This window comes from Streptomyces sp. SAS_281 (genome assembly GCF_052542855.1).
In genome coordinates, this window is record NZ_JBMNDO010000002.1 from 49186 (window position 1) to 71130 (window position 21945).

11 protein-coding genes are annotated in these 21945 nt (G+C 67.5%); all 11 read left to right on the top strand.

Annotated elements, in window-relative coordinates:
- Positions 1–3: 3 nt before the first annotated feature.
- The 11 genes from ACN6LM_RS01510 (at position 4) to ACN6LM_RS01560 (ending at position 21936) form a co-directional block, all read left to right on the top strand.
- Positions 4–1020 (top strand): glycosyltransferase family 4 protein, encoded by a 1017-nt coding sequence (locus ACN6LM_RS01510; RefSeq protein ID WP_445063422.1) that lies wholly within the window; start codon positions 4–6, stop codon positions 1018–1020.
- A complete protein-coding gene (locus ACN6LM_RS01515) occupies positions 1017–2615 on the top strand; it encodes a hypothetical protein (RefSeq protein WP_445063423.1) in 1599 nt (532 codons plus the stop codon). The genes ACN6LM_RS01510 and ACN6LM_RS01515 overlap by 4 nt, the downstream gene beginning before the upstream one ends.
- Positions 2616–2658: 43 nt before the next feature.
- Positions 2659–3138, top strand: a complete 480-nt coding sequence (locus ACN6LM_RS01520) for an NUDIX domain-containing protein (protein WP_445063424.1) — start codon at positions 2659–2661, stop codon at positions 3136–3138.
- A gap of 4 nt (positions 3139–3142) precedes the next feature.
- Positions 3143–3937, top strand: a complete 795-nt coding sequence (locus tag ACN6LM_RS01525; RefSeq protein WP_445063425.1) for a phosphotransferase family protein — start codon at positions 3143–3145, stop codon at positions 3935–3937.
- Positions 3938–4262: 325 nt separating this feature from the next.
- Positions 4263–5831, top strand: a complete 1569-nt coding sequence (locus ACN6LM_RS01530) for a TIGR02677 family protein (RefSeq protein WP_445063426.1) — start codon at positions 4263–4265, stop codon at positions 5829–5831.
- Between the two features lie 26 nt (positions 5832–5857).
- The gene (locus ACN6LM_RS01535) at positions 5858–7252 is read left to right on the top strand and encodes a DUF2398 family protein (protein ID WP_445063427.1); all 1395 of its coding nucleotides are present in this window, start codon (positions 5858–5860) and stop codon (positions 7250–7252) included.
- Positions 7249–11568, top strand: a complete 4320-nt coding sequence (locus ACN6LM_RS01540; RefSeq protein WP_445063428.1) for an SbcC/MukB-like Walker B domain-containing protein — start codon at positions 7249–7251, stop codon at positions 11566–11568. The genes ACN6LM_RS01535 and ACN6LM_RS01540 overlap by 4 nt, the downstream gene beginning before the upstream one ends.
- Positions 11565–12887 (top strand): TIGR02679 family protein, encoded by a 1323-nt coding sequence (locus ACN6LM_RS01545; RefSeq protein ID WP_445063429.1) that lies wholly within the window; start codon positions 11565–11567, stop codon positions 12885–12887. Before ACN6LM_RS01540 ends, ACN6LM_RS01545 begins: the two co-directional genes overlap by 4 nt.
- A gap of 54 nt (positions 12888–12941) precedes the next feature.
- Complete coding sequence (locus tag ACN6LM_RS01550) at positions 12942–14012, top strand: serine/threonine-protein kinase (protein ID WP_445063430.1); 1071 nt, start codon at positions 12942–12944, stop codon at positions 14010–14012.
- A gap of 74 nt (positions 14013–14086) precedes the next feature.
- Positions 14087–17023: a helicase-related protein gene (locus tag ACN6LM_RS01555; protein WP_445063431.1), complete on the top strand. Its 2937-nt coding sequence runs from the start codon at positions 14087–14089 to the stop codon at positions 17021–17023.
- On the top strand, positions 17020–21936 hold the full coding sequence (locus ACN6LM_RS01560) for an Eco57I restriction-modification methylase domain-containing protein (protein WP_445063432.1): 4917 nt from the start codon (positions 17020–17022) through the stop codon (positions 21934–21936). The genes ACN6LM_RS01555 and ACN6LM_RS01560 overlap by 4 nt, the downstream gene beginning before the upstream one ends.
- Positions 21937–21945 lie beyond the last annotated feature (9 nt).

Genomic DNA, 21945 nt, shown 5'->3' on the forward strand with positions numbered 1-21945 from the left:
GCCGTGATCGCCTCCGTCGTCCGCGTCCCCTGGCACACCGCCCACGGCGGCTACGACCGCCTTCTCGACCATCTCCCCGAAGTCCGCCGCATCACCCCACCCGCCGGACCGCTCGCCACCAGGGCAACCGGACAGGCCCACCGCCTGCTCGTCCGAAGCTGCCCGCTGCCCTTCTACCCGGTCGAGCACTGCGCCACCGACCTGTACCTGCTGGCCTCTCGCTCGGCCGCCCACGTGCTGTACGGGGACGAGCAATACTGGTTCTCCCGCCGCCGCCTCGGCCCAACCGCCGTCACCTATCACCAGCCGCCCGCACACCTCCAGCAGCACCTGCCGGCCCGCACGTGGCGAAAGCTCGCGCCGACTGCCGAACGCATCGTCGTCCTCGACCCGCACCAGCAGACGTTCTTCGCCGACCTGGTGCCTGCCGACCGCGTCCACCTGATACCCCACGGGATCGATACCACTGCCTTCACTCCGGCGCCCGCACCGCCCCCGTCGGACCGACCGCTGGTGCTGACCGTCGGCTGGTGGCTGCGGGACTGGACCGTCCTGGACGCGGTCCACGAGCGGCTGCACCGCCGCTATGGCGACGGCGTCGAGCTGGTCGTCGTCACCCGCCAGGCCCATACCCGGGCCTGGCACCCGGCCGCTCGCGTCCTCGAAGGCGTCGCCGAGCAGACCCTGGTCGCGCTGTACCGGCAGGCAGCCGTGATGCTGCTGCCTCTACTCGACGCGACCGCCAACAACGCGCTCCTGGAGGCGATGGCTTGCGGCACGCCGGTCGTCGCCACCGACGTCGGCGGCATCCGCCACTACGCGGGGGAGGCAGCCCAGCTCCCCCCACCCGGCGACGCCGCCGCTGCGACGGAAGCGGTGGAGAAAGTCCTCACCGACACAGGCACCGCCGCGCACGCCGCCAGGCGGGCCTCCGCTCGTGAACAGGCGGAACGGTTCGCCTGGCCCCTCGTCGCCGACCAAATGCGCGGCGTCTACCAACTGATGGAGGAAGCACGGTGACCGCGCCCGAGATGTGGCTGCAGGCCACCGTGCCCGTCCTGCTGGCGCTGCTGCTGGCCCGCGCGATGTGGGCCTTGATCGCGGTCGAGGTATGCGCGAGGTGGCTCCTCGCCTCCGCCGGCAGCACACCCATTGAGACGCAGGTGGGGAAGGACGCGGTGCCGTGGCTGGTGGTGCTGCTGCCGATGCTGCGCGAGCAGACCATCGCGGAGGAGACGGTGACCGCGTTCAGGGCACTGGACTACCCGCGCGACCGCGCCGCCGTCGTGGTCATCACCACCGAACGCGAAGTCTCCGCACGCGCCGGACACCGCGACCGGCTGGCGGCCCTGACAGCCCACGCCCCGCTGGAGGCAGGGCAGTTGCGGGGCCTATTCCCGGCCGCCCGCTGCCGCAAGGTCGCCGAGACGGTCAACGCCGAACGACCAGCCGACCGGCTACGGGTGTTGACCGAACTGTTCGACACCGAGCCGACCACCGCCGACATCGTGACGGCCCTGGCCGCCCGCCTGCCGGAGAGAGGGCTGCCGCTGGTGCACCTCCACCAGCCCGATGTCGGCGGACGCAAGGCCGGACAGCTCAACTTCGCCCTCGACCGCCTGCAGCGGGTTCTCGGCCCACTCGGGTGGAGGGAGGACGAGCACGCTGACGACACGTACGCAGTGGTCTACGACGCCGACGCGGCCCCCGACCGCCGCACCCTTCAGGCGTTCGCCACCGAGGCCACCGCACACCGAACCCGCACCCGACACGCACCGGCCCTCATCCAGCAGCAGCGGCTGCCGCTGCTGGCCCGCCGCCCCTTCCCGGCCGGCCCGATAGGTCTGCTGCTGGAGGGGGAATGGGCCTACCAGCTACGGCGCTCCCTCGGCATCGAACTCGCCCGCGTCCGCCTCCACCGCTTCCTGGCCGCCTCCCGTCTGCCGGAGGCAGTACGGATGTGGCTGCGGCCCATGGTGTACGGCGTGGGCTGCGGCATGGCCGTCCATCTCCCTGCTGTCCAAGCGCTCGGCGGCTTCCCCGAACCGATGGAAGACCTCGGCACCGGGCACCGGCTGTCCCTGCTCGGCGCCGACCTCACCGCCTCCACCGTCGCCGTCCTCGACGAGCCCTACACCGAACCCTCCGGACTGGCCAACCTCCACGCGCTGGCCTTCACCGCCTCCGCCCGCCCGGACCGCCACGCTGCCGCCGTCGCGCACCTTCCCACCGCCCTCTCCCGCCCAGCCAAGGTGGTCCTGGTGGCCCGGGAGTGGGCGGACGAGGCCGCCTGGCTGCTCGGCGCCCCGCTGATGGCGGCGGCCGTCCTGTCCGCCTGGTGGGCCGGGCCCGTCTGGACGGTCGTCGCAACGGCCGGTGTGCTGCTGCACGGCCCCGTGGCCACCGCCCGGCTACTGGCCCTCGCCCCGGCCCTGCACGCGGCCGTCATCCCACCGCCCGGTCTCGCCGCCCTGCCCCGGACGTCCCCAGCACACCTTGCATCGCTGGTGGCAGCCAGCCCGTTCCAGCCATTCGTACGACTGGCCGGACCCTGGCAGCTGATCTTCGCGAAGGCGGCCGGACGCCACCGAGGTTTCGGCAAGACTGAACGCTGACAACCCTTCCCACCCACCACCGAAGCAGAGTTGGAGCCCACTCGTGGCCGAGCCTGTCACGCCTACCATCCGCACCTCCGCCAAAGCCGTCGTCGTCCACGATGGTCAGGTCCTGCTCCAACGAGCCAACTGGGAGGGCCAGGACTGCTACTTCCTGCCCGGCGGCGGCCAGAACCCCGGCGAACCCCTCAACCAGACCGCCCGCCGCGAGGTCCACGAGGAAACCGGCCTGACCGTCACCGTGGACAAGCTGCTGTGGCTACGCGAGTACATCGGCGCCAACCACGACCACGCCGACACCGAGGCCGGCACCCACCGCATCGAAGCGATCTTCCACTGCACCCCCGAAGGCACCCCCGGCCGCCTCGGCGGACACGCCGAAGACGACGTGCAGACCGGCCTGGAATGGGTGGAACTGGAGAAGGTTCCCGGTCTGAACCTGCTGCCCCACGCCCTCCGGCAGCCGATCGCCGCCCTCGCCACGGGCCAGCCCTCATCCGGCTACCTCGGCGACGTCGCCTGAACCCGTGGCGGCGATAGACGGCAGGGTCCCTGACGGTGCCCGAGAGATCACGACCGGACAGGCCAACCGCGTCTGGTACGTCGACGGCCCAGTGCCGTATGTACTCAAGCACTACGGCGACCCGAACCGCGCCGCCAACGAGGCTGCCGCCCTGGCCCTCCTCACCATGCACGGTGCCCCGGCTCCCGAGCTCCTCGGATCCGGTCCCGGGGGCAGTCCGGCGTGGACCGCGCAGACCGCGGTCCACGCTGAGCCCGTCCCCGCCGGCCTGCTCCTTCACGAGCTGGCCGGCCCCCTCGCCGCCGTCCATCGCATCACGGGCCCCCATACCGGTCGGCTCGCCGGAGCCCGGCAGTACCGCACCTGGCACCGCTACCTTCACGGCCGTCTCGACATGTACACGACTGCCGCGCCCGACCTCGCGCCCGCCGCGGCGGCCCTCCGCCGCCAACTCGACACGACGAACCTGGACATCGAGCCCAGACTGCTGCACCACGACCTGCAGCCGGGCCACCTCGTCAGGCCCGCTGCTGGCGGGTCACTGCTACTGGACTGGGAACTCGCCGCCTTCGGCGACCCGCTGTCCGACCTCGCCCGCCTCGCCGTCCGTCTCGACCTCACCGATCCCACCCGTGTGCTTCAGGTCGCCCACCAGCCCGCTCCGAACGCCGTCCGCAGAGTCCAGATGTACTGGCGCATTCATCAGTTCGCCGACGCAGCCCTCAGCACCGATCCAGTCGTACGGCACCGCGGCCGGGCTCGCCTGGGGGGAGAGCTGTACCCACTCCTTCCCTCGTGAACCACGACCTCTCGCAGGCCCCTCGCTGTTCACCGCTACTGAGGGGCGACTCTGCGTATCCAACAGTTCTGGAAGATCGTTGGCCAGGAACTTGGTTTCAGTCGCCCCATTCCAGGCGCATCGGCTCGCGGGCGATGGCGAGGGCGATGCCGAGACTCGCGAGGGTGGCGGCAACGAGTCGGGGCGGCCAAACGATCGAAGGAGGCGAGGCCGTTCGATTCTGCCGAGAGCGCTGAAGAGGGGGAGCCGCTTCTCTTCTGGCCTCGATTGTCAGTGGTGTCTGTCAGGGTATGCGCAATGCGTGCCGAGATGAGGGGCGGCGTAAGTGTTCCAGCGTGATGACTCTGGAGTCTCCAAGTCATTCGATCTTGATTCATTGACGGTGGGCGACCGCCTGCGACTGTTCAACTTCACGCAGCGCGATGATCCTGTCGCATATTTGTGGGTGCTGCGTGCGATGAACGTACTGCGATCGGTACACCAGTTACAGGTTCACCCTGACGACGTGGCGAACACGTTGAAGGAGCTCGCCACAGAGCACGACGAGGTACCGTCTGCTGCGGATCTGAATCTGCGGGGCATGCTCGACAACCTCTCCTCGGACGACGAGCAGGTCCTCTATCGAGTGGAAGATCCGTTGCGGTGCGGCAATCTTGCCGCATACCGGAACCGGCAATCGGTCTACCAGTTCACGGAGATCGGCTACCGCGTCTACCGCGCGGTGGAGGAGGTCATCGGCTCCCGCGTACAGGACGCGAACCTGTCGCGGCTGGCCTTTGCCGACATCCTGACGGACTTCAAGGCGCTGGCGACAGCGAACCGGGAAGGCGACCGGGACGAGGTGTACCGCAAGCTCGCACGCCTCGACAGCGTGCTGGAAGACATGACCCAGCGGGCGGCGCGCTTCTATCTGACCCTGAACGACGTGGCGCGCACGACAGATGTCTCTCCTGAGACGTTCCTGCGCTACAAGCACGCGCTGCTGGCACACATGAGTGAGTTCACAGCGGAACTGGAGCGCTACGCGCCCCGGCTGGCCGAGGCCGTGTACGAGGTGGAAGACACCGGGGTCGAGACCTTGCTGGAGCGGGCCGCCGCAGTGGATGAGCGGCCCATGATGCGGCCGTCCGCACGCCTGGAGGACTGGCGGCGGCGCTGGATCGGGCTGCGCCAATGGTTCTTGGCGGACGGCCCCGCGGAGACCAAAGCCGCCCATTTGCAAGGCGCTACGCGCACGGCCATTTCGGGGGTCATCGCCCTGCTGCGGCAGGTGACGGAGTCACGTCGAGGAGGGGTGAGCCGGACCACCCAACTCCGGCATCTTGCCGCCTGGGCAGCGGCTGCGCCGGATGAGCAGGCTGCGAACGCCCTCGTGTCCGCCGCCTTCGACCTCCGCTCGGTACGGCATCTATCGGGTGCCCACGACGACGATGACCAGATCTCGCCGCGGACGACGTGGTGGGATGCGCCTGGTGTAGAGGTCAGCATCAGCCTGTTCCGGCACGGCAAGCGGCCAGCACCGGGTGGCCCGCAACCGGTCCGTACCCGCCGTGGTGCCCATGCCCGGCTACGTGAGCAGCAGTTGGCGGATCGGGCCGCGGACCGGGAGGCCGCGAAGGATCTCCTGGACCATGGGCCGCACGACCGGGTGCTGAACGAGGCGGAGACCCGCGCCGTGCTCAAGCTGCTAACCCGCGCCCTGCAGGTGCGAACGGTCGTCGCGGGCCGACTGCGTTCCGGCACCGGCAGCAGCGACGTCCTGACGCTGCGCCTGATCCCGAACGAGCGCTGCAGCCAGCTGCGGACCGAGACCGGCACGCTGCACCTGCCCGGCTTCGCCCTGGAGATCAAGCCCCATGGTGCGATGCGCCGAAGCCGAACGGAGAAGTCCTGATGCCCGCCCATCGCGTAGCCGCCTCCGTGGAGACCGCAGACCTTGGCTCGTACCAGCAAGCGGCCCGGCTCATGCTGCTGCATGGCATCGTCACCGAGAGCTACCCGCGGGCCAAGGCGCTTGCGCTGGTGCTGCAATGGGCCGACGAACTGGCCAAGGACTTCCATCACCTGTTCGGCTACTCCTTGCAGACCAGCGCCCGTCACGCACGGCTGCTGCGGCGGCTGGACGCCTTCGACGCCAGCCAGGCGTTCCTCACGGTGAAGAGCAAGCGACCCTTCGACCGGCGGCGGCTGGCCTACCTCTGTCTGATCTTGGCCTGCCTGCACAGGTCGCGCGTCGAGATCAACCTCGCCGATCTCGTCAAACTGCTCACGCCGTCCGCGAACACGATCGAGCACTTGGGCTTCGATGCGACCGCACCAGGTCACAAGGACGCGGTCGTTGACGTGATGGACTGGCTCGTCGACCGGGGGGCACTGCGGATCTCCGATGGCTCCATGGAGGACTGGGCCCGTGACCACGACCGCGGGGACGCGCTGTTCGACATCGACCACGACACCTGCGCGGCGCTTTTCCGGCCGAACAAACCGCTGCAGCACCTGGTCAGCGCTGCTGGGCTGTTGGACACTCCGACCGCCGGCACCGGGCGCGACCCCCGTCGCCGCTTTGCTGCCCAGCGAGCCCGTCGGCTGCTGATCGAGTACCCGGTGGTCTACTTCAGCGACACCGACGCGGAGACCGCGATAGCACTGCGCCAGCCCACCCTGGCCGAGGACATCGCACGGCTGACCGGGTTGCCTATCGAGCGCCGGGCCGAGGGCATCATGCTCGTAGACACCACAGGGCACTTTACGGACAAGCGGTTCCCCGGCCGCGGCGGAGCCGTCAACCGGACTGCCGGGCTGATACTCGCGAAGATCGCGGATCTGCGGGAAGACCCGGACCGGGCCAGCAGCCTTCACTACCTCCTGCCCACCGATCCAGGAGAGGAACACGCAGTCCTGCTCAGCCGCATCGATATGGCCCTGCCGCAGGCGGGCACGCTCGAAGCCTTGGCGCACGACCCGCACGCGGATGCTGGCGAGCACGCGGCCGAGGCCGATCCGGACTCCCCGGAGCATGAGGGGCAGACGGGCTTGCCCTTCGTGGAACACGGCACGCTGGAGCAGATGATCACCGAGCTCTATGAGGAGTTCGGCCCCTCGTCCTTCACCAACAAGTGGCAGGCCGATCCCGGCGGGCTACTGGCGGAGGCGGTCGCGCTCCTGGCGGACCTGCGCCTGGTCCACATCGTCCCCGGCGGGATTCTGGTCCGGCCCGCGGCCGGCCGCTACCGCAATATCACCGCCGTCCTACCGCGCCCCGCGCACGACGGCCAGTTCGCTCTTGACTTCCCCACTGAGGAAACCTCTCGATGACGCTCATCCCTCACTCCCGCACCGCTGACCGGTCGGAGGTCCGCTTCAAGCCCACCCGCGCCGGAGTGATCGGCCTATGGGACTACACCGACGAGGAGTTCGTCTTCGCCGACGGACGCCTGGTCCTGCGCGGGCACAACGGTTCCGGCAAGACCAAGGCCCTGGAAGTTCTCTTCCCCTTGGTCCTGGACGGTGTCCTCGACGCGAGGCGTCTCGATCCGTTCAGCGGCGAGGAGCGCACCATGAAGTCGAACCTGCTCTACAAAGGGCAGGAGTCCGCATACGGCTATGTGTGGATGGAGTTCGCCCGCACCGCACCCGACGGAGAGGTCCTCGAAGCCGTCACCGTGGGGATCGGCATGCGGGTGACCAAGCCGATGTCCACGCCGGCCCGCTTCTTCTTCGTCACCGACGGCCGTGTCGGCATCGACTTCGGCCTGCTGGACGCCGCCTCGCGCCCGCTGCGGGAGAACGCTCTGAAGAAGCTCCTGGGTGAAGGAGCCACCTACGCTACGGCGGAGGCGTACCGGGAGGCGATCGATGACCGGCTGTTCGGGCTGGGCCGCGAGCGCTACAACCAGCTGGTCAACCTTCTGCTCCAGCTACGGCGTCCTCTGCTGGCCAAGGACCTCGACCCGGTCAAGGTGTCCGACACCCTCACCGCCGGCCTGCGCCCCGTCGACGAGGACCTCATCCTGCAGGCCGCCCGCGATTTCGAGAACCTCGCCGAGATCCAAGCGCTCCTCAACGCACTGACGGGGGCGGACACCGCGGTCCGGACCTTCCTGCGTGAATACACCAGTTATCTGCGCGCCCATGCCCGTGACCGCGTGGACCAGGTCACCGGGCGCATTCAGGACACAGCCGCGCAGTGCGAGACGATCATGGAGGCGGCGGAGGACCACCGCACCGCCGAGCGGCAGCTGGCCTCCTCACAGCATGAGCGCGATACCGCCGAACGCCGGTGCAATGAGCTCAGCGCGAGCCTGGCCGAGTACAAGAACCACGACGCTATCAAGCAGCAGAACGGTCTCGAGGAGCTGCGCGATCGCGTACGCAACGAGCGCCAGGGCATCGCGGAGAGTGGCCGCCACCTCAACCGGGCCCAGGAGGGCTTGGCTGCCCTCAAAGGGGAGGCTGAGCGGGCTCTCCTGAGACACGATGAGCTGCGCAAGGCCGCTTCTCGGCATACCCACAGTCTCATGGACGCGGCGCGCCGCTGCGGCATCCTGCACGACGACGACACACTGGATCTCGGTGCCGATCTGGACACGGACGTGGCAGGCCGGGTTGCCGCGCGTCGCAGCGAAGTGGAGGACGTACGCGTCCACCTCAGCGCGTCCGAGAACGCCGCGAAGGACCAGGAGCGCGAGCAGGAGCACGCTGACGCGGCGAGCGGTGAGCTGACCGAGACCGAGCGGCAATCCGCCGCAGCAGCTGAGAAGCTCGAGATCGTCCGCGCCACGGCCGACCAGGAGCTGAAGGAGTTCATCAGCCGCTGGAGCGGCAGTGATGACACCGCGGTCTTGGTCGCCCCCGACGGTGACGTACTGCGTACTGCCATCGCCGCGGTGGGGGAACCCGAAGCGGCCTCGCTGCCGGAGGAGTTTCGTTCCCTCACCGACCAGCGCCGCACCAGTGCTCTGACCCGCGTCGAGAACTTGAAGCGGGAGTACAGCGACGTCGCGGAGGCCCTGCGATCCAGGCGAGCAGAGCGCGGCACCGTGGCAGCGGAAGGCGACGACGCGCCCCCGCCCAGTGACCTGCGCCCCGCCAGCCGCGATGCGCGGCCCGGTGCGCCGTTGTGGCAGCTTGTGCGGTTCGCCGAGGATGTTCCCAACGATCATGCGGCTGCGGTGGAGGGCGCCCTGTACGCGGCCGGCCTGCTCACCGCCTGGCTGCACCCCAACCTTGCGCTGACCGACCAGGCACTGCACGACAAGGTCGGCGACGCCTATCTGCGCCCACTGCCTCCCGCGCAGCGGCCGACCGGACGCACCCTGGCCGACGTACTGGTCGTCGAAGATCAGCAGCTCGTCTCCGCCGCGGCCGTACAGGCTGTCCTGGCGTCCGTCGCCGTAACGGACGACGTCCCTGCGACGGACGGCGCGCTGCGCGCTCCTGCGGTTACGACCGGCTCGCACTTCTGCCTCGGCATCCAGGTCGGTGCGCATCCCAAGGATCAGCCGGAGTACATCGGGGCCACGGCACGAGCCGCCCGCCGGCGCGAGCGGCTGCGCCTGCTCGAAGAATCCATCGCCGTCCTGGAAGCTCAGCTCGCCGGCATTGAAGAGCAGCAGAGGTACGCGCAGGAAGCATGCGACGACTTCGACCGCGCCCGGCATGAGCTCCCGCGCACCCAACCGATCATCCAGGCGGTGGGTCAGGTGGCGGTGGTGGCGGAGAAGGCCGCCGGCGCACGCCGCCGCCTCTCCGAAGCCCGCAAGCGGCTCGACGGGGCGATTGCGCGCACCCATGAGAAGAATCGGCAGCTTCGGCATGCTGCCACGGCCGCACGGCTGCCTACGCTTCGTGAGGAGCTGGACAACGTCGCGCAGGCCATCGACGACTTCGCCGACGCCGGCAAGGCGCTCTCCGCCTGCCGTGAGCAGGCCGATGCGGCCGAGCGCGACATCGCCGGCCGCAAGGAGATCATCGAAGCGCAGACCGAGTCCTGCTCAGAGCAGGCTGAGGCGCTACAGGCGCGTAGGGATGCGTTCGCCGTTCAGGAGGAACGTCTGCGCACCCAGGAAGCGACGCTCGAAGCTCCTCTGCAGGAGATTCTGCAGCAGATCACGGACGCGGAGGAGCAGCTCACCACGGCGCAGAAGACGTACGACCGTGCGAAGAAGGACGCGGAAGAGCATCGAGACCGGCTTCTGAAGGCTGACCATGCCCTGGAGTTCGGCCGTACCGCACTCGCCACGGCCGTGGCGGAGCAGGTGCGCACCACGCTCACGCTGGAGCCATATGCCCGGCCCGACCTTCTCGGCCTCCTCGAAGCGAACGCCGAGACCATCTGGCTGCCCCACGACATGTGGCCGAGCCCCGAGCAGGCAGTCCAGGCCCTCATGGACAGCCTGACCTCGCCCGGCATTCCCCTCACGGGCATCGAAGCCGCCCAGAGCGTCGTCCCCGCATCCGTCGCTTCCTTGGTCAACGCGCTCGATGAGGCGACCCGGGGCCGGCCGATCACCTCGAGCCTCCTGAAGACCGTGACATCCAAGATCTCTAGCGCTATCACCGCGCTGGAGGCAGCCCTGCTGGAATCTGATCAGGGTTACCTCTTCGAGTGGGAGCCAGCCGGTGACATCATCCTGGCCCGGGTCACCGACAGCGAAGGCCCCGCCCCCGTAACGGACTTCGCCCGTCGCCTGGCCGAACAGCTCGCCGATCAGAGCGTACTGCTGGAAGACAGGGAACGGACCGTCCTGGAGGACGGACTCCTGACCGGGCTGGCCGAGCAAATCCATGATCGCACCGTCGCCGCCCGCGACCTGGTCAAAAGCATGGACGCCGATACCCGCTCCAAGCCGATGTCCTCCGGTACCACCGTGGGCATCAACTGGATCACCTCCGACGCACTCACCGACTCCCAGCAGGCCGTCAACAAACTGCTCGACAAGGACGCCTCCGGTCTCGGACCGGCAGGACTGGCCGAGCTCCGCTCCCACCTACGCAGCCAGATCCGCGCGAGGGCTGCTGCCGACAAGAAGAGGAGCTACCAGCAGGTGATCGCTGAGGTTCTGGACTATCGCGCCTGGCGCAAGTTCGAACTCCGGCTGTTCCGGCCGGGCATGAGCGAGGAGGAGCGGAAGAAGGGAGAACTGCTCACCAAGGCCAAGCACAGCGTGATGTCCGGCGGCGAGAAGTCCGCCTCCATCCACCTTCCGCTCTTCGCAGCCGCCCATGCGCAGTACAGCTCCGCCTACCCCACCTGCCCGCGGCTGATCGCCCTCGACGAAGCTTTCGCCGGCATCGACGAGAAGTACCGCCCCGACCTGCTCGCCCTCACGGCCAAGTTCGACCTCGACCTCTTCATGACGGGCTACGACCTGTGGATCACCTACCCTGACGTGCCGCAGATCTCCCACTACGACATGAAGCACGACGAGGCGTCCCACACCGTCTCCGCCATGCTGCTGGTCTGGGACGGCGAACAGATCCTCGATGACCTCGAGTACCCCGGATCCGACGATCTTGCCGCCGAACTCCTTGGCTTCGCGCCCCGTCGGCACGTTCCCGCAGGGGCAGGACTGCTCGCGGACATCCCCGAGGACCAGCCGACGAACGACAAGGTCGAGGAGACAGAATGACCGGGTCGACAGAGGCATACGAGCGCTACCGGGCTCCCGAGTTCCGTCGGCTCCTGGCTGCTGCCCGGCGCTCGCTCGAGCGCAACGGCGGCGAGGTCAAGGGCTCCATCGGCCTGGCCAACCCGACCTCGGCCGAACGCACCGCTGTCATCGGCATCACCGGTGCGTACCGGTCGGCCGATGTCCGCCGCATCACCATCCCCCTCGGAACATTGGAGGAGAGCGTCCGCAACGTCACGGGCATGTCGCTCCGCGACGTCCTGGAACGGATCGGCCCCGAGCTGCGCTTTCGCGCCGATGAGCGGACCGTGCTCGATCAGGCCCGGCGGAGGATCCTTGCTGAGGGCGAGGCCAGCCCGCTTCATGCCGAGCATGCCTGGTACCGGCAGTGGCTGGCCGGCCTCGCATCCGACGGCACGATCACCGCGCTGATCAATAGGAAGGACACCCACCTCTTCAGGCAGGCCGTCCGCGTCCTGGAACACCTCTACAGCCGGCCAAGCGACGCTCCACCGATCATGCTGCCCGTCTTGGCCGACGCCACCACAGGAGACACCAAGGCCCTCAATCCCGGCCGCGGCTCTCTGCCGACACTGGTCCTGCGGGCCTTGGCCATGGCACGCGGAGTCCCACTCGGATCAGGGGCCGAAAGTCGGCGCGATTTGTGGGACGCCTTCGACGTCATCGTCGATGATCTGGCCAGCCGTGTCCTCGTCCTGAACCTCCCTGCGACCGGCCAGGGGCTGGGCCAGTGGCTCACCGACGCCGCCCGCTACGGCACTCCATTCCACATCACCCTCCACCAGCTCATCACCCTTCCGATCGCCGTGAATCTGCATACGGTGTACGTCTGCGAGAACCCGGCCGTGCTCCGTCGTGCCGCCGGTGAGCTCGGTGCCAGCAGTCCGCCGCTGATCTGCACCGAGGGGCGCCCCTCGACCGCCTTTCACCGGCTGGCGCGGTTGGTCGTCGGAGCCGGTGGCACCTTGCTCTACCACGGGGACTTCGACTGGCCCGGCATCGACATGACGAACCAGCTCCGTAACCGCTATCACGCCAAACCCTGGCGAATGAGTGCTGCGGACTACCTCAGCGGTGTTCGCGCCGACAGCGATCATGTCCGGCTGAGCGGAAGGCGGCAGGACACCTGCTGGGAGCCAGAGCTCGCAGAGGTCATGGAAAGGGAGAACCGTGCTGTCTACGAGGAGGCGGTCGCCGACACACTCCTGGCCGATTGGTCATATGAGTCACGGACAAGATCCAGCGAGGCACAAGAGGTAGCCCGTGACGCTGATAACCTCAGCGTTGTTGACGTGTGACGCATCGCGTCCGGCGCATTCGCCTTCATCTGCCCGGTCGCGGAACGGGGGGCGATGGTGTTCGAGCCGCTGCGGGAGAACGACCCCCGAGAAATCGCGGGCTTCCGACTGACTCAGCGTCTCGGCCAGGGCGCTATGGGCGTCGTTTACCTCGGATACCGCAGCCCCCGCCCCGTGGCGATCAAGGTCATCAAGCCGGCGCTGGCAGACCAGCCGTACTTCCGTCAGCGGTTCGCCCAGGAACTGGAGGCGATCCGGCGTGTCGGTGGATTCCACACCGCGGCGCTCGTGGACGCTGACCCGGACGCGGAGCAGCCCTGGATCGCCACCGAGTACGTCCACGCGCCCTCGCTCGATGTACTGCTGAACCAGCATGGCGCCGTGAGTGAGCTCGGGGCGTGGTGGCTGGCCGCGAGTCTGTCCGATGCTCTGATTCACATCCACTCTGTCCGGCTTCTTCACCGCGACCTGAAGCCCAGCAACGTGCTCGTCACCACACAGGGCACTCGTGTGATCGACTTCGGCGTTTGCCATGTCGGAGGTGCGACCGGCCTCACATCCGGCGACGTGCCGGTCGGCACCCTTGTGTACATGGCGCCGGAGCAGGCCATGGACTCCCGCAAGGCGAGCGAAGCCGCGGACGTGTACAGCCTGGGCGCGACGCTCGTGCATGCGGCGACTGGGCACCCCCCGTTTTACGCCGATATTCCGGTACAGCGGATACTGGACGTTCCTCCCGATCTCTCGGGCCTGCCCGAGAGCTTGCGAGGACTGATTGTCAGTGCCTTGTCCTACTCTCCGGAGGACCGGCCGACCGCCCACAGTGTGCTGGAGGCAGCCATGGACCGGCTGCTCGAGCACGCCGTGCCGGTCAGTGGTCCGCTTTACCCGCCGCTGCCTGGCGCGTTCCTCACGGACGTTCTGCAGGTGGAAGGTGCGCCTCCGGTGCCGCCGAATCCTCCTAAGTCAGTGTCAGCTCCGGAGGGTCTTGCGGGTCCGGAGCTCGGGGACGAGGTATCGCCCGCGGAACCTGCCGTCGCCGGCGCGTCCAGTGGCGAGGGCGCCCCCTGGGCTGACCGTTGGCGCGGAAAAATCCGCGACCGGCGATCTGACTTCGGCGGCTAATTCCGCCGGGTGCACAGCGGGATACGTAGTAGAGCACGACAAGGCAATAGACAGTGATCGAAAGAGGGAACCTGGTGACCAGCTCCGCAGGCACAGCCAAATTCGCCGCGGGCATGCAGGTCCGTGCACGGGACGAGGACTGGCTGGTCGTCGAGGTGTCCGAGACCTCGCACGACGGCACGCGCCTGGACGTCCGCGGCATCTCCCCGCTCGTGCGCGACCAGCGAGCTGTCTTCTTCGCCCACGAAACCCTGGATCGGGTCACCCCTCTGCGGCCCGAGGATACGGACCTCGTCGTCGACGACTCCCCGGAGTGCCGCCGCTCCCGGCTCTTCATCGACGCATTGATCCGTAAGACCCCGCTTCCGCTGTCCGAACAACGGCTCGCCACCGTCGGCACACACCTCCTCGACAACCTCGCCTACCAGCGCGAGCCCGCCAGAGCGGCCCTGCGCGGTCTACGCCCGAGGTTGCTCATCGCCGACGCAGTCGGACTGGGCAAGACCCTGGAGATCGGGCTGCTGCTGTCGGAGCTCATCCGCCGGGGCAGGGGCGAGCGCATCCTCGTCGTCACGCCCAAGCACATCCTGGAGCAGTTCCAGCACGAGCTGTGGACGCGTTTCGCGATCCCCCTCGTACGCCTGGACTCAACCGGCATCGAACGCATCCGCCAGAACATCCCAGCCGGCCGCAACCCCTTCTCGTACTACAAGCGCGCGATCATCTCCATCGACACCCTGCGCTCTGACCGCTGGCGCAGCCACCTCATGCAGGTCACCTGGGACGCCGTCGTCATCGACGAGTCACACAAGCTGATCAACACCGGGACCAAGAACAACCGGCTCGCAGGGCTGCTCGCCCCGAGGACCGACGCCCTGATCCTCGCCAGCGCCACACCCCACAACGGTCAGCGCGAGTCGTTTGGTGAGCTGCTGAGCCTGCTCGACCCGACCGCCATCCCCGACACGAGCGACTACGACGAGACACAGCTCGACCACCTGTACGTCCGCAGGCACAAGATGTCCCCCGACGTCTCGGCAGAGATCGGTCACAAGTGGGCCACCCGCAAGCCGCCCGTGGCCTTCGACTGCGTTGCGAACCCCGCCGAACAAAAAATCTTTGAAGAGCTATACGACGTCTGGATCAGGCCGGAAGCGGGCCAGTCGGCTCCGGTGAGCGGCAAGGGCGCCCGGCTGTTCCCGTATACGCTCCTAAAAGCCTTCCTCTCCTCGCACAAGGCGTTGGCCGAGACAGTAGAGAACCGGATCGAGCGCATCGACGAGGACGCACAGAAGCACCCGGAAAAGGGTGCGCAGCGCGCCGCAGAGCGATCGGCGCTGACGCGGCTGGGGCAGCTCGCCGGCGAGGCCACGGTGGAGGATGCGACGAAGTTCCGCCGCCTGGTCGACGAGCTGAAGGGTATGGGGATCGGGCCGGGGTCCGATAAGCGCGTCGTCATCTTCTCCGAGCGCCGGGCCACCCTGCAGATGCTCCATGACGCCCTGCCCGGCGAGCTTGGCTTCGAGGTGAGCGAGGAGCAGGGGCGCGGGGCGATCCGCCAGCTGCACGGCGGCCGGCCCGACGACGAGCAGCAGCGGACCGTGAAGGACTTCGGCCTGGCGGACAGCGAGCTGCGCGTCCTGCTCACGGGTGACATCGCGTCCGAGGGCGTCAACCTGCACCGCCAGTGCCACCAGATGATCCACTACGACCTGCCCTGGTCATTGATCACCATCGAGCAGCGCAACGGCCGTATCGACCGCTACGGCCAGCAGACGTCGCCAGAAGTCCGCGCCTTGCTGCTGGTCCGCCAGGACGAGAACCCCGATGTACCCTCCGCGGACCGACTGGTCTCCCGGCGACTGCTGGAACGCGAGGACGAGGTCCACCGCACCCTCGGGGAGGCCGCCTCAATCCTCGGGCTGCGCGACGAGGAGGCGGAGGAGAACGCAATCAAGGCAGGACTCGCGGACGGGAAGATGTTCGACGAGATCGTCCCCGCACAGCCGGTCGATCCCTTCAACCTCTTCATGGCCCACCACACCGTCGACGGGTCAGGGGGCCACTACCGCGTACCGCAGTTGTTCGCCTCGACTCGGGCCTTCGTCGAGGAGGCACTCGACGAGGTCTACGGCAATCCCGAGGAGAAGATCGGGAAGGCGTGGGACACGGACTACCCCGAGATGCTCTCCTTCGCCCCGGACCGCGAACTGCAGCGGCGCCTCCTCGTCCTCCCGCAGACCTATCTGGACGAGCGCGGAGTGCTCGAGAAGCTCAGGGTCACGTTCGATCCCGGGTTCGCTCAGCAGCGCCTGGACCGCGCCCGCGAGCGCAGCGGCGAGAGGACCAAGGGCGCGATCACGAAGCAGGAGCGGCGCGAGACCTCCGGCTGGCCCGACGTCAGTTACCTCACCGACCAACACCCGGTGGTGGAGTGGCTCACCGACAAGGTCCTGGTCCGGCTCACCCGCAACGCCGCGCCCGTCATCACGGCCGACGTCCCCGGGCCGGTGTTCCTGATGCAGGGCATGTACTCCAACGCCAAGGGCCACCCGACAGTCCTCGCCTGGTCCTCCGTGACCGGACTGGAGCACGGCAGCCCTGTGTTCGATGACGATCTGGTCGGTGTCCTGGAGCGGGCCGGCGTGCAGCCGAAGATGCTCAACCGGCCCTTCGCCGGGGACATCGATGTCCTGCGCGCCCTGGTGCCACGGGCGGTCGAGGCAACACGGCGGCACCTGCTCACACTACGTAGCAGCCAGGAAGAACCGCTGATCGAGCAACTGGCTGAGTATGAGAAGCGCCTGGCAGCGTGGCGCAAGGCGAGCCACTCGACGTTCGAGCAACTCACCCTCGGCATCCGACGCGAGCATGAGGAACAGCGGGTGGAGACCACCGCAATAGAGGTCGAGCAGCTGATCGAGCAGCTCGCCACCCAGGGCGACTCGATGATCCGCGTGATCGGGGTACTCGTCCCCGCCGCCGCAGCCAGTGAACAGAAGGGTGCGTGACCACCGTGGCATTCGAAGCGATCATCAACCGCGGTGAGTACATCTCCGCCCACTACCTCGCCGAGCTCTTCGCCAAGGACCTCGCTGACCTGCGCAAACGCTGGACTGCAGCGGACCGGTCCGGAGCACCCACGTCCCGCTCCGGCGTGAGGAACCTGGGCCGCGACTACTTCAAGGCCAAGGTCCGCATCACAGAGAAGGACGACTTCGGCGGATCCGAGCTGCGCAAGCTCAACGACGCTCTCCTCGCCGCGCTCGCCTACATCCCCCGTGGAGACAAGCCTCCAGAGCGCGAGGACGACACCCACGCCAGGGTCCAGCGGGGCGTCTTCGAGGTCATGCACAGCGACAAGCCCCGCGAAGTCCCCGTCGCCTTCGCTGTGAAGGGGCCTGGGGGTGTCGAGCTGATCGCGCTGGACGTCACCTGGAGCACGGACGCCGAACTCGTCGCCTCCGACGTCGAAGACGGCGGCGCGCAGCTACTCGCGCCCATCGCCCTCGACGGCCGAAACGAGATCACCAGTGCGGCGGACGCCGTCACCTTCCTCTTCGGCAGCGAGGACGCCTACGCGCCCAGGTTCGTACTCCTGCTCGCCGGCGGTGCAGTGCTGCTCGCCGACCGCACCGCGTGGCACGAGGGCCGATTCCTGGGCGTCAGCATCGACGCCGCGCTCGACCGCAACCTGGCCGCCGACGGCGGCGAACTGGAAGCCGTCTCAGCCCTGTTCGGTGCGGAGTCCCTGCTGACAGCAGGCGGCGCCGCTGGATTCCTGGACAACCTCGTCGACAAGGGCCGCAAACACGCCGTCGGCGTCTCGAAAGAGCTGCGGGAGGGCCTGCGACAGTCCGTCGAACTGATCGCCCAGGAGATCCTGGACCGCATCCACGATCAGGATGGCGACCCTTCCGAGCTCGGCGACAGCAGCGAACTCGCCAACCGACTCACCCGCGAATCACTGCGCTACCTGTACCGCATTCTGTTCCTGCTGTACGCAGAAGCCCGACCGGAACTGGGCATCCTGCCCAGCAAGGACGACGCCTACCAGGACGGCTACGGGCTAAGCCGACTTGGTGAACTCGTCTCGTACGACCTTCCGAACGAGGCTCAAGACGGCTTCCACTTCCACGAGTCGCTGGATCTACTGTTCCGTCTCGTCGACCAGGGACACCACGCCTTGGAAGAGCAGGAGCCGAGCGACACCGGATTGGCCCCGGACGGCATCCGCTTCGAGTCCCTGCGCAGTGACCTGTTCCACGCGAATGCCACGCCGCTGATCGGATCGGTACGCATCGACGGCCAGCGCGTCGACACCCGGCTGCGCAACAAGGTGCTGTGGGGGGTGCTGAACCGCCTCATGCTCAGCCGAGGCACTGGCAAAGGCTTCATCTCCTACGCCCAGCTCGGCATCAACCAACTCGGCGCGGTGTACGAGGGCCTGATGTCGTACACCGGCTTCTTCGCTTCCGAGGACCTGTACGAGGTAGCCAAGCCGGACTCGGACGGGCTGGCCGGCACATGGGTCGTCCCCCAGCGCGAAGCGGACAACTACGACGACGAAGTCTTCGTCAAGCGCCCCGACGAGATCACAGGCGTACCCAGGCGGATCGAGCACAAGAAGGGCTCCTTCGTCTACCGCCTCTCCGGCCGCGAGCGGCAGCGCTCCGCCTCGTACTACACCCCCGAGGTACTCACCCGTAGTACGGTCAAGCACGCTCTGGCCGAGCTGCTCGACGAGGATGGCGAGATCACGAAGGCTCGCGACATCCTGGACCTGGTGGTGTGCGAGCCGGCCCTCGGTTCGGGAGCGTTCCTCAACGAGGCCATCAACCAGCTCGCCGCCGAGTATCTGCGCCGCCGCATGACTGAGCTCTCGGTAGAGCGCGGCCAGGACGTGCAGCTGCCGCCGGACCAGTACGAGGCAGAGCTGCAGAAGGTCAAGGCGTACCTGGCCCTCCACAACTGCTACGGCGTGGACCTCAATCACACCGCAGTCGAGCTGGCCGAGGTGTCGCTGTGGCTCAACGCGATGCACGAGGGCCTCAAGGCCCCATGGTTCGGGCTCCACCTGCGCCGTGGTAACTCCCTCATTGGTGCGCGCCGCGCGGTGTACGCCGCCGAGACGCTGAAGAAGAAGGCGTGGCTGACCGCAGCACCAGTCGACCGCCCGCTGAGGGATGGCATGGTCGAAGGCGCCTTCAAGGACGGCGAGGAGATCCATCATTTCTTGCTCCCGGCAAAGGGATGGGGAGCGGTAGCCGACTCGGGCGAGGCAAAGGAGCTAGCCAAGGAAGACCGGGATCAGCTTGCCGAGTGGCGTAAGCGAGCCGCCTCCACCCCGAGTGTCACCCAGGGCAAGCGGCTCCTGACCCTGGCCACCAGAGTCGAGCGTCTCTGGGAGCTGGCCAGGCGGCGGCTCGTCATCTCTGAGAAGGAGATTCGCCGTGACATCGCCGTTTGGGAGGTGGAGCCGGACCGGCCGCTGCCCCTATCTTCGGGAGCCGTCTCACGGGAGCGGATCGAGGCAGCCCTCAAAGAGCCTGGCGCCCCGCTGGGCCGACTGAAGCTGGTCATGGACGCCTGGTGCGCTCTCTGGTTCTGGCCAGTGGGCCAGCGCGACACACCTGAGCCCCCGGACCTGGCCGAATGGCTGGACTTCTGCGAGGCCGTCCTAGGTGTGCCGCCGGCCAAAGCGAAGGCCGCCAAGGCAAAGGGGATCAAGAAGGCAAGCACCGCAGGACACGACGACCTCTTCGGCCTCTTCGGCGACACCGGCGACTTCGACCAACTCGCCGTGGACGACTCCAACGACCGGCTGATGAGCCAGTGCGCCGAGATGCCAGCGATCGCCCTGCGCTTCCCTTGGCTGAGCGAGATCGACGCGATCAGTCGTCGGGAAGGCTTCTTCCACTGGGAGCTGGAGTTCGCGCACGTCTTCAGCCAAGGCGGCTTCGACCTTCAGGTGGGCAACCCGCCGTGGCTCAACTCCGAGTGGAAAGACGATCTCGCAGTAGCAGAGTACGACGCCTGGTTCGGCTTGGAGAAGCAAGCAACCGAGGACGTTAGAACAGATCGGCGGGCGACGGCACTGGCCGAACCCGGAGTATTGCGGGCCTACCTCGCCGACCTCTCTTCCTGGGTGGGGAGCGACGCGCACCTGGGCTCGGCAGTTGACCACCCGATGTTGAGTGGGCTTCGAACCAACCTCTATCTGAACTTCATGGAGCGGACCTGGCGCAGCATGGGCCAAAAGGGCACAGTTGCGTTGATTCACGAGGAGAACCACTTCTCCGTCCCCCGGGGTGGCGCTTTCCGTGCTTCCACGTACGCCAGACTCAGGCGGCACTTCCAATATGGCAACAACATTCTGCTATTCGAAGATGTCGACAATAACAAGCCCTTCGGGGTTAGCGTCTATGGTCCCCCTCGCGAGATCGGCTTCCTCCAGGTCGCCCGCGCCGTGCATCCCTCCATCGTGGACGGCTCCTTTACCCACAGCGGCGAAGGGCCACTGCCGGGGATCCAGTTTCCCGAGGGGGGCTGGGACCTCCGTCCCCACAGGGATCGCATCGTGCACGTCGACCGGGGTGTGCTCGCCAGTTGGGCCGCCGTCATCGATGAACCGGACACCCCAGCCGAACAAGCCAGGGTGCTACGTCCAGTGACAGTGGAGGACAACCAAGCTCTTCAAGTCCTCGCCGCCTTTGGTGAACGGCTACACGATCACCCCTATTGGTTCTCATTCGAACTGAATGAGAAAACCTCCAGGGAGAAGGGAATTATCGAGAAGCGCAGCGCCGTGCCTGCCTCCTGGGACGAGGCTGTGCTTCAGGGCCCCCACTTCTCAGTAGCCACCCCCTTCGCCAAGCAGCCCAACCCGGGCTGCAAATCCAACAAGGACTACACCGACTGGGACTTGGAAGAACTCCCCGAAACCTTGGTGCCGCGTACCAATTACGCGCGGGCGTGCTCGAAGGTGGACTTCGCCGCGGCACGGCGGTCCTGGGGCAACGTGCCTTCGGGAGACTTCTTCCGGGTGACATGGCGCAGAATGATCACGTCGAATACCGAGCGCTCGCTTCAGCCCGCTCTACTGCCTCCCGGGCCAACTCACGTAGATGCGGTTCACACCCTTGCCCTCCGCTCAAACCGTGGCACCGGCGTCGTCGCTGGACTCTGGGCTTCGCTCGTCTATGACTACCTGGTCAAGGTCTCCGGCGCCTCCAAGGTCAATATCGAGCTAGCACGGAGCTTCCCCAGCCCGCTTTCCCATCCCCTTACCACTCCCCTTCTGCTACGGACCCTACGTCTCAACTGTCTGACCCGTGATTACGCCCCTCTGTGGGAGGAGCTCTTCGAGTCGGCCTGGCAGAGAGACCGCTGGACGGACACCGTCTCCGTTCGCCCCCCGTTGAATGAGGTCGTTAGGGCTTGGTCCATGGCCACCCCACTGCGCACCGAGTACGACCGCCGGATGGCGCTGGTGGAGATCGACGCCCTAGCAGCCGTGATGCTTGGGCTGAGCGCTGAGCAGTTGTGTGCGATGTATCGCTCGCAGTTCGCTGTGCTGCGCAAGTACGAATGGGAAGCGTTTTATGCCGCCGATGGCCACAAGATCGGGGCGGCCACCCACAACGTAGGCGTCCGGCAGATCCCCGAGGAGACGGCCCACGTCAAGGCGTGGGTCAAAGCCGCCCGCGCCGGCGACTCGACTCCCGAGGTTCCCGACGGCTGGGTGAAGCCTGACCGCGAGGCCGAGATGACGCGGGCCCACGCCGACTTCACCGCACGGCTACTCGCTGGCGAGTACGGCGACTATGCCGCGTACGCCGCCGAGCACGGGGATCACGGCAACCTCCTCGGCGCGGCCGAAGCCGAGCAGGTCCTCGCCGACGTTCCGGCAGAAAGCAGGTAAGACGCCGTC

Coding starts and splice junctions, on each gene's coding strand:
- ACN6LM_RS01545 (WP_445063429.1), top strand. CDS start 11,565: ATGACCGGGTCGACAGAGGCATACGAGCGCTACCGGGCTCCCGAGTTC.
- ACN6LM_RS01550 (WP_445063430.1), top strand. CDS start 12,942: ATGGTGTTCGAGCCGCTGCGGGAGAACGACCCCCGAGAAATCGCGGGC.
- ACN6LM_RS01540 (WP_445063428.1), top strand. CDS start 7,249: ATGACGCTCATCCCTCACTCCCGCACCGCTGACCGGTCGGAGGTCCGC.